This is a genomic window from Sporosarcina sp. Y1009 (assembly GCF_057669865.1).
The window spans coordinates 1-14,690 of sequence record NZ_JBYHFO010000012.1; the positions used below are offsets into that span (position 1 = coordinate 1).

At 41.6% G+C, this 14,690-nt stretch carries 17 protein-coding genes and 1 riboswitch; all 17 genes read left to right on the forward strand.

The window, feature by feature from the left end; translation table 11 throughout:
* Positions 1–637: 637 nt before the first annotated feature.
* Positions 638–868, forward strand: a complete 231-nt coding sequence (locus tag AC25Y1_RS13940; protein WP_488148603.1) for a hypothetical protein — start codon at positions 638–640, stop codon at positions 866–868.
* A 49-nt stretch (positions 869–917) separates the two neighbouring features.
* Positions 918–1,241, forward strand: coding sequence for a reverse transcriptase domain-containing protein (locus AC25Y1_RS13945; protein WP_488148604.1), 324 nt, complete (start codon positions 918–920; stop codon positions 1,239–1,241).
* Entirely contained in the window at positions 1,234–1,509 is a 276-nt protein-coding gene (locus AC25Y1_RS13950) for a reverse transcriptase domain-containing protein (RefSeq protein ID WP_488148605.1), read from the forward strand. The genes AC25Y1_RS13945 and AC25Y1_RS13950 overlap by 8 nt, the downstream gene beginning before the upstream one ends.
* A gap of 1 nt (position 1,510) precedes the next feature.
* The gene (locus AC25Y1_RS13955) at positions 1,511–1,651 is read left to right on the forward strand and encodes a group II intron maturase-specific domain-containing protein (RefSeq protein WP_488148696.1); all 141 of its coding nucleotides are present in this window, start codon (positions 1,511–1,513) and stop codon (positions 1,649–1,651) included.
* A gap of 48 nt (positions 1,652–1,699) precedes the next feature.
* A complete protein-coding gene (locus AC25Y1_RS13960) occupies positions 1,700–2,221 on the forward strand; it encodes a DUF2179 domain-containing protein (RefSeq protein ID WP_488148697.1) in 522 nt (173 codons plus the stop codon).
* Positions 2,218–2,403, forward strand: coding sequence for an NETI motif-containing protein (locus AC25Y1_RS13965; RefSeq protein ID WP_488148606.1), 186 nt, complete (start codon positions 2,218–2,220; stop codon positions 2,401–2,403). The genes AC25Y1_RS13960 and AC25Y1_RS13965 overlap by 4 nt, the downstream gene beginning before the upstream one ends.
* A gap of 77 nt (positions 2,404–2,480) precedes the next feature.
* A riboswitch (purine riboswitch) is annotated at positions 2,481–2,580 on the forward strand.
* 172 nt (positions 2,581–2,752) lie between these two features.
* Positions 2,753–3,241: a 5-(carboxyamino)imidazole ribonucleotide mutase gene (gene purE / locus AC25Y1_RS13970; RefSeq protein ID WP_488148607.1), complete on the forward strand. Its 489-nt coding sequence runs from the start codon at positions 2,753–2,755 to the stop codon at positions 3,239–3,241.
* The gene (gene purK, locus AC25Y1_RS13975) at positions 3,238–4,356 is read left to right on the forward strand and encodes a 5-(carboxyamino)imidazole ribonucleotide synthase (protein ID WP_488148608.1); all 1,119 of its coding nucleotides are present in this window, start codon (positions 3,238–3,240) and stop codon (positions 4,354–4,356) included. Before purE ends, purK begins: the two co-directional genes overlap by 4 nt.
* A 45-nt stretch (positions 4,357–4,401) precedes the next feature.
* Positions 4,402–4,647 (forward strand): phosphoribosylformylglycinamidine synthase subunit PurS, encoded by a 246-nt coding sequence (gene purS / locus AC25Y1_RS13980; protein ID WP_488148609.1) that lies wholly within the window; start codon positions 4,402–4,404, stop codon positions 4,645–4,647.
* Between the two features lie 5 nt (positions 4,648–4,652).
* Positions 4,653–5,339 (forward strand): phosphoribosylformylglycinamidine synthase subunit PurQ, encoded by a 687-nt coding sequence (purQ, locus tag AC25Y1_RS13985; protein ID WP_488148610.1) that lies wholly within the window; start codon positions 4,653–4,655, stop codon positions 5,337–5,339.
* Complete coding sequence (purL, locus tag AC25Y1_RS13990) at positions 5,323–7,551, forward strand: phosphoribosylformylglycinamidine synthase subunit PurL (RefSeq protein WP_488148698.1); 2,229 nt, start codon at positions 5,323–5,325, stop codon at positions 7,549–7,551. The genes purQ and purL overlap by 17 nt, the downstream gene beginning before the upstream one ends.
* On the forward strand, positions 7,527–8,951 hold the full coding sequence (gene purF / locus AC25Y1_RS13995) for an amidophosphoribosyltransferase (RefSeq protein ID WP_488148611.1): 1,425 nt from the start codon (positions 7,527–7,529) through the stop codon (positions 8,949–8,951). The genes purL and purF overlap by 25 nt, the downstream gene beginning before the upstream one ends.
* Positions 8,952–8,962: 11 nt before the next feature.
* Positions 8,963–10,018 (forward strand): phosphoribosylformylglycinamidine cyclo-ligase, encoded by a 1,056-nt coding sequence (purM, locus tag AC25Y1_RS14000; protein WP_488148612.1) that lies wholly within the window; start codon positions 8,963–8,965, stop codon positions 10,016–10,018.
* Positions 10,018–10,593, forward strand: coding sequence for a phosphoribosylglycinamide formyltransferase (gene purN, locus AC25Y1_RS14005; RefSeq protein WP_488148613.1), 576 nt, complete (start codon positions 10,018–10,020; stop codon positions 10,591–10,593). The genes purM and purN overlap by 1 nt, the downstream gene beginning before the upstream one ends.
* Positions 10,594–10,671: 78 nt before the next feature.
* Entirely contained in the window at positions 10,672–12,207 is a 1,536-nt protein-coding gene (gene purH / locus AC25Y1_RS14010; RefSeq protein ID WP_488148614.1) for a bifunctional phosphoribosylaminoimidazolecarboxamide formyltransferase/IMP cyclohydrolase, read from the forward strand.
* 13 nt (positions 12,208–12,220) lie between these two features.
* Positions 12,221–13,480: a phosphoribosylamine--glycine ligase gene (gene purD, locus AC25Y1_RS14015; RefSeq protein ID WP_488148615.1), complete on the forward strand. Its 1,260-nt coding sequence runs from the start codon at positions 12,221–12,223 to the stop codon at positions 13,478–13,480.
* Between the two features lie 133 nt (positions 13,481–13,613).
* Positions 13,614–14,648 carry a LytTR family transcriptional regulator DNA-binding domain-containing protein gene (locus AC25Y1_RS14020; protein WP_488148616.1) on the forward strand — a complete coding sequence of 345 codons (1,035 nt, stop codon included), beginning with the start codon at positions 13,614–13,616 and terminating at the stop codon, positions 14,646–14,648.
* Positions 14,649–14,690 lie beyond the last annotated feature (42 nt).

Here is a 14,690-nt window from a genome sequence, read left to right on the forward strand (position 1 = left end):
GAACACTTTTGCTGATGTAGTAGGAAACCCCCACTTCAAAACGGTACGTTTTAAGTGGCGGGAGGTTCATTCAAAGGTAATTGTTTGCCAGCAAAAGACCATTACCAGTTAGGTAATGGTCTTTCTTTAGGTGTGCCCGGCATGGGCTATAACTTGGTGGTGAAAGTCCACTACAGACTTGGCAGTAGGAACTGTTAGCTTAAGGCAAGGGTGTCCACCGTGAGGTGGAATCTGAAGGAAAGCCGGCGGCGAAATCCCGAACTGACGGACAGAAACTGTATATAAGGCTGAATTGGAATGGATGAGTTTGCCTAACATAACGAAGTCCAATACTGCACAAGTTCCATACAGTAAATACAGCAGTTACATGGGATGAAGGTTATAGCTCTTACCCGGGGAGGTCTCACGGACGAGTGAAATTCGGTTGAAATAAGATCTATCGTGAGAAGTCAGTAGAAGCCATAGTAGTTTCCTTACGGAAATGAAGGGTGGAACAATCTTAAATCTTGGAAAACAGGGAGGTGTAGACATCACCGCCGAAACGCAGAAAACATCGTGGTAAAAACCCAAAGATGGCTGACTATGGAGAGATAGGTTGAAAACCGAAGGGTATATAGGAGTGCGTAGGGATGTCGACATGGATATGAAAGAACAGGATGGTATCAACTTAATCGATAAAGTTATTGGAGACGGAAATCTTTGGAGTGCATATAGGAAAGTGAGAAGTAACAAAGGTGCCCCTGGGATTGACGCCATTACCGTCTATCAATTAAAAGGACATATGGAAAAAATACTTTCAATCATTAAAAAGAAAGTTGAGGGATGGTACGTACCAACCCCAGCCAGTCAAGCGAGTTGCCATACCTAAATCAGATGGGTCTAAAAGAAACTTGGGACTCCCGACAGTACTGGATAGAGTGGTGCAACAAGCTATTCTACAGGTCATTGAACCAATCATTGACCCGGAATTCTCAAAGAACAGTTTTGGTTTCCGAAAAGGTAGGAGTGCTTATCAAGCCATAAAATTGGCAGAGCAATTCTACCAAGAAGGATACCGAGTTGTGGTGGATTGTGACCTAAAGAGTTATTTCGATACGATACATCATCAAAGAGTACATGCGTACTTGGAGGAGTTCATCTCAGATAAGGTTGTTCTGAAACTGGTCTGGAAATTTCTTTGCTCAGGAATTCTTGATAAAGATATCTCTATCTCCGATGCTTGCAAATGTCTACTTGAATAAGTTAGACAGAGAACTGGAAAAGAGAGAGTATCGTTTTATCCGGTATGCGGATGACTTTGTCATCTATGTCAAAAGTAAACGTGCGGGAGAACGAGTGATGGAAAGCGTCACCCGCTTCATCGAAAACGATTTACAGCTCTCTATTCACCAGGAAAAGAGTAAAGTCCGTGGTGCAACCCTGGCAACGTTTCTAGGGTTCAATATTCAAAACCTCATGGGAAAGTTGAATGCCGACCAAGCAAGTCGGCGAAACAACGTTTTAAAATAAACTGAGGAAATTAACAATCCGCAAACGACCCGGTACAGTCTTGGAAATCATTAAAAAGATTAATCAGGTTACAGTTGGATGGATTAACTATTATGGTGTAAGCAGAATGAAGACTTTCATCCTGAAAACCCAGCAATGGTGATTTTCCAACTGTGCTAACTTGAGAAAGAAAGAGGTGCTTGCGTTGCAAATGGTTTTGATTATTTTTGCGATTAATATTGTCTATGTAACATTTTTTACGGTTCGCATGATTTTAACGTTAAAAGGGTATAGGTATATTGCAGCTAGTGTAAGTATGGTTGAAGTAGTAGTTTATGTAGTCGGTCTTGGTTTAGTCTTAGACAATCTCAACGAGGTTCAAAATCTAATTGCTTATGCCGTCGGTTATGGTTGTGGCGTGATTATTGGAACGAAAATCGAAGAGAAGATGGCATTAGGTTATATAACAGTTAATGTCATTACAAAAGACGTAGATAAACTTCTGCCGAAAATGCTCAGAGAGCAAGGATATGGTGTAACAGACTGGTCAGCAAATGGTTTAGAAGGTAACCGATCTGCCCTTCAAATTTTGACGCCGCGTAAATATGAACTAAAACTTTATACGGTTATTAAAGAATTAGATCCGAAAGCATTTATCATTTCTTATGAACCGAAAGCGATTCACGGCGGATTCTGGGTAAAGTCAATTAAGAGAGGTAAATTGTTTAAATGAAACAACAGAAATTTAAGTGGTTTGAAGTTGCTGAAAATGAGACAATCGATTCATGCCTGAAAAGGATGGAGCAAGAAGGATATACAGTTGTTGCTAAAAAGGAAGAACCTATTTTTACAAATCTAAATGGAGAAATTGTCCCGTATCGTCAGGTAATAAAGTTTAAAGGTGCTTTGAAATGAAAAGGCGAACGATTAACAACTGAACGAATTAAATGTTCGTTTTTACGTTGACGAATACGGGTTTTACTGATAAAATGGTTAAGGTAATAGAGAATCCCCATATATACTGAGGAATTGGCTTCAGTGTTTCTACCAAGACACCTTAATGTCTGGACTATGCGGGAAAGCGACTTTTGAGAAATAGTAGCGAGAGGTGTGTGTCCGTATGAATGAGTACAGTCATCTTAACGCATATTATATATCCTCGAATGAGTCTCTTTTCATGTTTAGTGAAAAGCGGCTTGTTCGAGGTTTTTTTTGAGTAAATTAGCTGAAGTTTTTACTTTTATCTTAAAGGAGCAGATTGATAGTGGATCCTAAAATTGGCGTTATTATGGGCAGTAAAAGTGATTGGGAAACGATGAGACATGCGTGTGAAATTTTAGATGAACTTGAAGTTTCATATGAAAAGAAAGTTGTTTCAGCGCATAGAACTCCAGATTATATGTTTGAATATGCAGAACAAGCTGTAGAAAGAGGATTGTCGGTAATCATTGCTGGTGCAGGCGGAGCTGCGCATTTACCAGGGATGGTCGCAGCTAAAACTTTGCTCCCAGTAATTGGTGTACCGGTACAGTCTAAGGCTCTTAATGGCATGGATTCTCTGCTTTCAATTGTACAAATGCCGGGCGGTGTTCCGGTTGCGACAGTTTCTATCGGAAAAGCAGGTGCAACGAACGCTGGTCTTCTTGCCGCTCAAATACTTGGCATTACAGATGAAGAGTTAATGAAACGTATAGATGAACGTCGATTGAAAATGAAGGAAATGGCACTAGAAAGCAGTGGTGATTTAGTTTGAAAACAATATTACCAGGGAAAGTTATTGGAATTATTGGCGGTGGACAACTTGGGCGCATGATGGGATTAGCCGCTAAAGAGGCGGGTTTCAAAATTGCGGTACTAGATCCAACCGAGGATTCTCCGTGTGGACAAATTGCAGATTTTCGAATTGTTGCCCCGTATAATGATGTAGACGCATTACAAGAACTTGCGCAAGTAAGTGATGTAATTACGTATGAATTTGAAAATATTGATTATGAAGGCTTAAAACAGTTAAGTGAGGCAACCTATGTACCACAAGGGGCTGAACTCGTTCGAATTACACAAAATCGCATAAACGAAAAAGCGGAAATAACAGCATCTGGTGCACCAGTTGCCAACTATATTACAGCTGAAAACTTCGAAGAATTAAAAGCTGAAATTGAAAAAATAGGTTTTCCATGTATTGTTAAAACTGCATTAGGTGGCTATGACGGTAAAGGTCAAGTTAAATTGAATTCACTGGAAGATATAAGTGAAGCAGAGTCTTTATTTCAAAACTCCCCTTGTATAGCGGAGGCATTTGTTCCATTTGAAAAAGAAATTTCAGTTATTATTCAGCGTAATGCCGCTGGCGAATCGTACTGCTTGCCAGTTGCTGAAAATATTCATATGAACCATATCTTGCATGAGTCAATTGTGCCAGCACGGGTAGATGAAAGTGTTTTGGTCAAAGCTGAAGAAGCAGCCACTCAAATTGCGAATCACTTAGATATGATCGGTACGCTAGCGGTAGAGATGTTCGTGTTAAAAGATGGTGAAATTATTATTAATGAATTAGCGCCAAGACCACATAATTCAGGGCACTATTCGATAGAGGCTTGTAATGTATCGCAGTTTCATCAGCATATTCGAGCGATTTGCGGTTGGCCGTTAAGAAAACCAAAGCTATGGGAACCGTGTATCATGGTCAATTTACTTGGAGAGCATGTCGAACCTTTAAATCAGGTTGTTCATAAGTACCCTAATTGGTCAATTCATTTATATGGTAAAGCAGAAGCGAAATTGAGTCGTAAGATGGGGCATATTACGATTATGACGGATAGCATTGAATCAACACTTAAAGAAATAGAAATGGCTGGTATTTGGTCATAAAGAAATTTATCAAAGTAAATTAAACTTCATTCAGGAGGAACTAACATGACAAAAGTAAATGTATATGTAACACTTCGCGAAAGTGTTGTTGATCCACAAGGTATTGCAACTACAGATGCACTAAAATCTATGGGCTTTACTGAGGTAGGAAGTGTTAGAATCGGTAAACTAATCGAACTTAAACTTGATGAGACAACAACTGATATTGATGCGCGTGTGAAAGAGATGTGCGACAAGCTTCTGATTAATAAAGTGATTGAAGATTATCGTTATGAAATTGAGGAGGCTTGAATCCAATGAAGTTTGCTATTCTTGTTTTTCCTGGTTCAAGTTGCGACGTTGATATGCACCACGCGATAAATGAAGTACTCGGTGAAAAAGCAGATTATGTTTGGCATACGGAAGCAGATTTAGGTGGTTATGATGGAGTCATTATTCCGGGTGGCTCATCATATGGAGATTATCTTCGTCCAGGTGCGCTTGCTAAAGGTTCACCTGCCATTAGCAGTTTATTGGAATTTGCTGAAACGAATAAGCCTATTTTGGGTGTAGGGAACGGTTTTCAAATCTTAACAGAACTGCATCTTTTACCTGGTGCCTTTCTTCAAAATAAAGAACTGCTGTTTAAATCGGGTCATGCAAAACTAATTGTACAAAACAACGAAACGGTTTTTACATCAGAATACGAACAAGGTCAAGAAATTACGCTTCCTTTTGCGCAAGCATACGGAAATTACTATGTCGATGATGAAAAATTAGCTGAGCTAAATGAAAATAGACAAGTCGCGTTTACATATCAAGACGACAACGATAGTGGGAGCACGGCAAAAATTGCAGGTGTTTTAAACAAGCGAGGCAATGTGTTTGGAATCCTACCATTACCTGAGCGTGCAATTGAAGAAATTCTCGGTGGTACCGACGGATTACCTCTATTCAAGTCGATTTTGAAAGGGTGGAATGAAAACAATGTCAGCCAATCATGAACCAAGTGCAAAGCAAATTCAAGATGAAAAATTGTATCGTCAAATGGGAATGTCTGATGAAGAATTCGAACTTGCAATAAAAAGCATGGGGCGTTTACCCAACTATACTGAAACAGGGTTGTTTTCGGCTCTCTGGTCCGAACACTGTTCATATAAAAGTTCAAAGCCAGTTCTAAAGAAGTTTCCAACAACAGGCGAACGCGTTCTTCAAGGTCCTGGTGAAGGTGCAGGAATTGTTGATATTGGCGATAACCAAGCAGCAGTCTTTAAAATGGAATCACATAACTCACCGTCCGCGATTGAACCATTTATCGGTGCAGCAACTGGTGCTGGCGGGGTTTTACGTGATGTATTTTCAATGGGTGCACGTCCAGTTGCACTCGTAAATTCACTGCGTTTAGGCGATTTATCAGATGAACGTGATCGTTTCTTATTTAAAGAAGCAGTTGCAGGTATTGCGAGTTACGGAAATGGTATCGGCATTCCAACAATTGCAGGGGAAGTTCAATTTGATAATTGCTATTCAAAACGTCCACTTGTAAATGCAATGGCTGTTGGTCTTTTAAATCATGAAGATATTCAAAAAGGTGTTGCCGCAGGTGTTGGCAATACGGTCATGTACGCAGGGGCGAAGACAGGTCGTGACGGAATTCACGGTGCGACAATGTCCTCTTCCGAATTAACAGTAGAAGAAGACGGCGAGGTACCAGTCATGCAAGCAGGGGATCCGTTCCTTGAGAAACTTGTGATGGACGCATGTCTTGAACTTGTTAAATCAGATGCACTCATCGGAATACAAGATATGGGAGCAGCTGGACTTTCTTCTGCATCCGCTGAAATGGCATCTAGTGCTGGATACGGTGTCGAGATGAATTTGGACCTTATCCCTCAGCGTGAAGAGGGAATGACGGCATATGAAATGATGCTCTCAGAATCTCAAGAACGTATGTTAATGGTTGTGAAAAAAGGTCGCGAACAAGAAGTGATAGATCTCTTTGCTAAATTTGGTGTTGAAGCCGTTTCGGTTGGGACAGTTACGGATGATAAAATGCTCCGATTACTCCATAACGGTGAAGTAGTAGCAGAAGTATCAGCGGACGCCCTTGCTGAAGATGCTCCGGTTTACTATAAAGAATCAGCAGAACCAGATTACTTCAGAGAATTCCAAGCGATGGAAATGTCTGAACCAGTGGTTGACGATTTAGGCGAAACATTAAAAGCACTTTTACAACGTCCAACGATTGCGTCGAAAGAATGGGTTTATAACCAGTTTGATACGCATGTTCGTCGAAACACAGTAGTTGCACCTGGTTCATCTGCAGGCGTAATTCGGGTTGATGGTACAAACAAAGGACTAGCTATGACATCCGATTGCAACTCGCGTTATGTTTATCTTGATCCAGAAACGGGTGGAAAAATTGCAGTGGCTGAAGCAGCTAGAAATATTATTTCATCAGGTGCAGAACCGATTGCGATTACCGATTGCTTGAATTTCGGAAATCCTGATAAGCCTGAAGTATTCTGGCAGTTTGAGCAATCAGCAGCTGGAATATCAGAAGCATGTATTAAGTTAAATGCACCAGTTATCAGTGGGAACGTATCCATGTCAAATGAAGTGAACGGTGTTGCAATTTACCCAACGCCAACAATAGGGATGGTTGGTTTAGTCCATGATCTATCTCACGTTACGACGACTGAATTTAAACAATCGGGTGATGTAATATATGCGATAGGAGAAACTAAGCTTGATTTTGGTGGTAGTGAACTCCAACAAATGCAAGAAGGTAAAATTTCAGGACAAGCTCCTTCCATTGATTTAGATGTTGAAGCTTATCGACAAAAAGAACTTTTATCTGCCATTCAAAGTAATCTCGTTGAATCAGCTACAGACTTGTCAGAAGGTGGATTTGCGATAGCGCTATGTGAAAAAGCATTCGGAGCTGAGGGACTTGGTGTGGATGTAACAATATCTGGGGCGGCTGTCACTGCTTTATTCAGTGAATCACAATCACGTTTCCTTGTTTCAGTTAAGAAAGAAAATATTGAAGCGTTTGAAGCTGCAGTACAAGATTCGGTGAAAATTGGTGTTGTTACTGATACTGATCGAATTGTGATTAACGGAGAAGATACAGTACTAATTGACGGAACGGTTGAAGAGTTCCGATCTGCTTGGAGAGGGGCCATACAATGCTTGCTGAACTCAGAGGTTTAAACGAAGAGTGCGGCGTGTTTGGTGTTTGGGGTCACGAAGATGCAGCGCAGATCAGTTATTATGGTCTACACGCATTGCAACACCGTGGCCAAGAAGGCGCCGGCATTGTTACAAAGGATAGCAAAGGCCTTCATGTTCACAAAGGCGAAGGACTTGTCAATGAAGTGTTTTCCGGCGATGAAATAACCACCTTGACGGGAAACGCAGCAATAGGGCAAGTGCGATATTCATCGGAGAACGGACGTGGAATTGAAAATGTTCAACCACTTGTTTTTCGTTCAACGACGGGCAGTCTATCGGTTGCACATAACGGGAATATTGTGAATGCAGCAGAACTTCGAGAGCATCTGGAACGCCAAGGGAGTATTTTTCAAACGAATTCAGATACAGAAGTACTCGCTCATTTAATTAAAAGAAGTAATGGGTCGCCTAGACAACGGGACCGCGTGAAAAAAGCACTTGCCATGTTAAAAGGTGCCTTTGCGTTTGTCATTTTGACTGAAGATGGATTAATGATTGCACAGGATCCGAATGGTCTTCGTCCTTTGTCACTTGGGAAAATTGGGGATGCGTGGGTAGTTGCGTCTGAAACATGTGCGTTTGATATTATTGGTGCGGAAAGTGTTCGTTCCGTTGAACCAGGAGAACTCATTATTATTAATGATAAGGGTCTTCATTCGGAACGGTTCGCGCCAGCCGCTGATTCAGCGATGTGCTCGATGGAATATGTTTATTTTGCACGGCCGGATTCAGATATTGATGGTATTAATATTCACTCGGCGCGAAAACGTTGTGGTAAACAGCTTGCACGTGAAGTGAAAATTGAAGCGGATGTCGTTACAGGTGTACCAGATTCAAGTATTTCTGCGGCGATTGGTTTTTCTGAGGAAAGTGGAATTCCGTATGAACTTGGATTAATCAAAAGCCGTTATGTAGGTCGTACATTTATTCAACCGTCACAGGAGTTACGCGAACAAGGTGTCAAAATGAAGCTTTCTCCAGTGCGACAAGTTGTGAATGGAAAACGGGTTGTTATGGTAGATGATTCGATTGTACGCGGGACAACATCAAGACGAATTGTGAAGTTATTAAAAGAAGCTGGGGCTACAGAAGTCCATGTTGTGATTGCATCGCCTCCGCTTGTTAGTCCATGTTTTTACGGTGTTGATATTAGTACGGATTCAGAATTGATCGCGACAAATCGTTCGATTGAAGAAATTCGTGAATTAATAGAAGCGGATTCGCTAACATTTTTATCCCCGGAAGGCATGCTCGAATCGATTGGGCGACCGGATAATACGAAAAATTGCGGGCAATGTCTGGCGTGCTTTACGGGCGAGTATCCGACTGAAATATATTCAAATACAGTTTTGCCACACGAAAAAGAATTTGTTAGATAGGGGGCTTTTCCATGTCGAATGCTTATGAAAAAGCGGGAGTCAATATTGAAGCGGGTTATGAATCGGTTGAGCGTATGAAATCCCATGTTGCGCGCACGGGTCGAAAAGGAGTCGCAGGTACTTTTGGCGGCTTCGGCGGAATGTTCGATTTGTCGGCACTTGATTTTAAAGAGCCGGTACTAATCTCCGGTACAGACGGTGTTGGTACGAAATTGAAATTAGCTTTTATGGCTGATAAACACGATACAATCGGTATTGATTGTGTCGCGATGTGTGTGAATGATATCGTGGCACAAGGTGCGGAGCCGTTATACTTCCTTGATTATATTGCGCTTGGAAAAGCAGTACCTGAAAAAGTTGAAGACATTGTAAAAGGGATTGCGGACGGCTGTGTTCAGTCGGGTGCAGCATTGATCGGTGGAGAAACGGCTGAGATGCCTGGACTTTACGACGAAAATGAATACGATCTTGCCGGTTTTGCAGTTGGCGCTTGTGAAAAAAGTGATGTTGTAACAGGCGATAAAGTAGTCGCGGGCGATGTATTAGTTGGGATTGCTTCAAGTGGGATTCACTCGAACGGATTTTCACTCGTTCGTAAAATTGTCCTTGAAGATGAAGGTTATGAAATTGATAGCTTAATCGCAGGGTATGAAGAACTTGGAACGGTTGGGAATGCGCTTCTTGAACCAACGAAAATCTACGCAAAGCCTGTAATGGATATGCATAAACAACTTGAAATCCATTCAATGGGACATATTACGGGCGGTGGGTTCTTTGAAAACCTTCCACGTATGTTACCTGATGGACTTGCAGCAGAGGTTGAACTTGGTTCGTGGGAATCTTTGCCAGTGTTTAAAATGCTAAAAGAAAAAGGCGCTCTTTCTGATAAAGATCTATATAGCGTATTTAATATGGGCATTGGATTTGTCATTGCTTTACCTGCAGAAGATGCTGAAAAGGCATTACAAATCGCAATGGAACATGGTGAAAAAGCGTTCAAAATTGGTCGTGTGATTGCAGGAGAAGGCGTCGTGTTTAACGGCGAGCATGACGGGAGCTTAGCTTAATGACACGGAAAACAAAAATTGCTGTATTCGCTTCTGGGAGCGGAAGTAATTTTGCAGCAATCGAAGAAGCCTGCAGAAACGGTGAATTATCTGCAGAAATTGCTTTAGTTGTGACGAATAAGCCTGAGGCGTATATCGTAGAACGCGCGCAAAAAGCCGGTATTCCAGTGGCAGCGTTTCGTCCTAAAGAATACACGTCTAGAGAATCATATGAAACAGCTATTCTCGACGTACTTCATGAAGCAGGGGCGGAATGGCTTGTGCTAGCAGGCTATATGCGGCTTGTTGGGCACACGCTTCTCGCTGCCTACTCATCGCGAATCGTCAATATTCATCCTTCGCTTCTGCCTTCTTTTCCTGGAAAAGATGCTATCGAACAGGCGATTGAACATGGTGTAAAAGTTACAGGAGTTACCGTTCATCTTGTCGATGAAGGAATGGATACCGGACCGATTCTCGCGCAACATGCAGTGGAAGTTGTTGACGGGGATGTTGAAAAGACGGCCGAAGCCATTCACGCTGTTGAACATTTCTTATATAAAGATACATTGAGTGAATTGTTCAGTCGGTCGTGAAATAGGATGCGTCATAAGTCACGACTTGCAAGCAAATTTTAAAACTACTAATTTTATACAAAACGGAGGGTTTTATTCGTGAAAAAACGTGCACTGCTAAGCGTGTCGGACAAAAGCGGGATTTTGGAATTTGCAAAAGCGCTAGAAAGTCTCGGCTATGAATTATTATCTACAGGTGGAACGATGAAACATTTGGCGGACAACGGCGTTGCAGTAACAGCTGTTGACGAAGTGACGGGATTCCCTGAAATTATGGAAGGACGCGTGAAGACGCTTAACCCACTAATTCACGGTGGATTACTTGCAAAACAAGATGATCCTGCTCATCAAGCACAAATGAAAGAGCACGGAATTCAGCCGATTGATATCGTTTGTGTTAACTTGTATCCGTTCAAAGAAACAATTTCAAAACCAGATGTTTCGACTGAAGATGCAATTGAAAATATCGATATCGGCGGCCCAGCAATGCTGCGCGCATCTGCGAAAAACCATGCATATGTAACGGTGATTGTCGATGCAACTGATTACGAGCAAGTTCTTGAAGAAATAAAGGCAGACGGCAAAACGACGAACGAAACGCGCAGACGTCTTGCGGCGAAAGTTTTCCGTCACACAGCGGCTTATGATGCACTGATTGCAAGTTTCTTAACAGATCTTGCAGGAGAAGAATTCCCGGAACAAGTGACTTATACATACGAATTAAAACAACCACTTCGTTACGGTGAAAATCCGCATCAAAAAGCAGCGTTTTACAGTCGTCCACTTGGTTCGGACTTCTCAATTGCGTATGCAGACCAGTTACACGGTAAAGAACTTTCGTACAATAATATTCAAGATGCGAACGCTGCAATTCAAATTGTTAAAGAATTTGATATTGCCGCGGCAGTAGCTGTTAAACATATGAATCCATGCGGTGTTGGTACTGGTGAAACAATCTTCGACGCTTTTAATAAAGCATACGAAGCAGATCCAATGTCCATTTTCGGTGGTATTATTGCCTTAAACCGTGAAGTAGATGCGACAACTGCGGAGAAATTATCAGGGATATTCCTTGAAATTATCATTGCGCCATCTTTCACAGAAGATGCCATTGAAATTCTAACGAAGAAGAAAAACATTCGTCTTCTCACAATTTCTTTTGAGCAAAACAAAAAGGACAGCTGGAATACAGTTTCTGTTGAAGGCGGATTATTAATGCAAGAACCTGATGCATTCGGATTTGCTGATGCAGATATTCGTGTTGCGACAGACCGTGAGCCGACGGAAGCAGAGTGGGAAGCGATGAAACTTGGCTGGGCAGTTGTGAAACATGTGAAATCTAATGCGATTGTTGTTTCGGATGATCATATGACGCTGGGCGTTGGTGCGGGGCAGATGAACCGTGTTGGTGCAGCGAATATTGCACTTACCCAAGCGGGCGAGCGTGCAAAAGGTGCAGCACTTGCATCCGACGCATTTTTCCCGATGGACGATACAGTCGAAGCGGCAGCAAAAGCAGGCATCACGGCAATTATCCAACCGGGCGGCTCTGTAAAAGATGAAGACTCAATTAAGAAAGCAAACGAATACGGGATTACAATGGTAATGACCGGCGTTCGTCATTTCAAACACTAAGGAGGGATCTGCATTGAAAGTACTCGTTATCGGGAGCGGCGGTCGTGAGCATGCGATTGCCAGACAGTTCAATGTCTCCCCTTCAGTTAATAAAGTATTTGTTGCACCTGGTAATGATGGCATGAAAAGCGATGCTGAATGTGTAAAGATTAGCGCGACAGATTTCGAAGCACTGGCTTCATTTGCGAAGGAAAACGATATTGATTTAACATTTGTCGGTCCTGAACAACCTTTAGCAGAAGGAATCGTTGATTATTTTGCTGAACGTGGATTACAAGCCTTTGGACCGACGAAAGCGGCGGCGCTAATCGAAGGAAGTAAATCATTCGCGAAAGAACTTATGGAGAAATATAATATTCCGACAGCTGGTTACGGAACATTTACAGATGCGGAAGAAGCGAAAACATTCATCCGTGAAAAAGGTGCGCCGATTGTCGTCAAAGCAGACGGTCTGGCAGCTGGAAAAGGTGTAATTGTTGCGATGACGCTTGAAGAAGCGCTGAATGCTGTGGACGACATGATTGGCAATCAAAAATTCGGAGAATCCTCATCGCGTGTTGTTGTCGAGGAGTTCCTAGACGGCGAAGAGTTCTCGTACATGTCGTTTGTCCACGCAGGACAGATTTATCCAATGGTCATTGCGCAAGATCATAAACGTGCATATGACGGCGATAGAGGACCGAATACAGGTGGAATGGGTGCCTATTCACCGGTTCCACAAATTTCACAAGAAGTTGTGGATGAAGCCTATGATAAAGTCGTCGTTCCGACAGTTGAAGCAATGGCAGCGGAAGGGACTCCATTTACAGGGATTTTGTATGCAGGTTTAATCCTCACTGAAGATGGTCCTAAAGTGATTGAGTTTAATGCACGCTTCGGCGACCCAGAAACACAAGTCGTTCTACCACGTATGGCATCTGATTTTGGTGAATTTATGGCAGCACTCATGGCGAGTAAACCATTCGACTTAAAATGGAATAAGGATGCAATGCTAGGCGTTGTTGTTGCTTCCGATGGTTATCCTGAAGACGTTGTTAAAGGCAATGTATTACCAAACTTAGACGTACTTTCCGAACGAGGATTAGATGTTTTCCATGCGGGAACGAAATTGCATGACGGAAACTTTGTCGGAAACGGTGGCCGCGTCATTCTAATTACAGCAAAAGCAAGCACTTTAAAAGAAGCACAGAAAAATGTATATGATGGTTTATCACAGCTGAAATGGGACGGGTTTTTCTACCGTACTGATATTGGCTGGCGAACCTTTGAATAAATCAAAGTCCACTCTCTCGATTATCGAGAGAGTGGATTTTTTTCATTGAAGGAAGGTTTAGAAAATACAGTTGCAGGATTTTCTGGGACATCTATACTTATAGATAATGCGATTATGGAAAGGTGAATAAATAATGGTCTTGAAATTCAATAATGTAGAGAAAAGATTGGGTGACTCACTCATTTTTCCTGCATTTAACCTACATATTAATGGAAGCCAAGTAACAGCCATTCATTCAAGTTTGAATGTACGAAGTACGCTTTTGCAGATGTTAACTCAAAAAATCCCTGTAGTAATGGGTGAAATATTGATAGGCAATATCAAAATGTCAAAAGTAAATCTTTCTGAAATCGGATTTTCATTTCTTGATGAGGGGCTGTATGAACGTTTAACAGTTGAGGAACATCTTAAATTATACCGTGACCTATACAGTTCGAGCGTGTCGATTCCGTCGATACTACGAAACGTTCATCTTGAAGAAAAACGAAGTATTAGGGTGAAAAAACTCTCTTATTCTGAACAAAAACGAATATTATTCGCGAAGCTCCTCATTCAAAATCCAGAATTGTTCATCTTTGAAGAACCTGACCAAAATGTCGATTTTGAAACACAACGTATTTTTATGTTAATCGTTGAACAACTGCGAAATGCAGGAAAAAGCGTGCTGCTCCTCACGAGTAATATGGAGAGCGCAATTACAATAGCAGACCAGGTATTTAAATTGGATGAGAATGGTTTGCAGGAAATACAAATGGCAAATGAATCTGAAAAAGAAGAATCCGAGAATCAGCAAAGTGATGAAATATCTCAAGAAGAGATTCAACCCGTTCGTTTTGAAAAAATCCCGACGAAAGTGAACGATAAAATTGTTCTATTTGATCCACCTGAAATTGATTATATTGAAAGTAACGATGGACAGACATTTTTACATATTAAGGGAGAAGAATTTCCCACGACATTTACATTAAATGAGCTCGAAAACCGCCTTCAGCATTTTGGTTTTTTTCGCTGTCATCGATCGTATATTGTGAACCTCCAAAAAGTTCGGGAGGTCATTACATGGACCAGAAATAGTTATAGTCTTGTTTTGGATGACGAGGAAAAATCGTCAATTCCGCTTTCAAAATCAAAAATGGGCGAATTAAAAGCGATGTTGGGCCTAAAATAAGCACCATTCACCCCTAAAAAGGCTCTTTTCATCGAAAATATG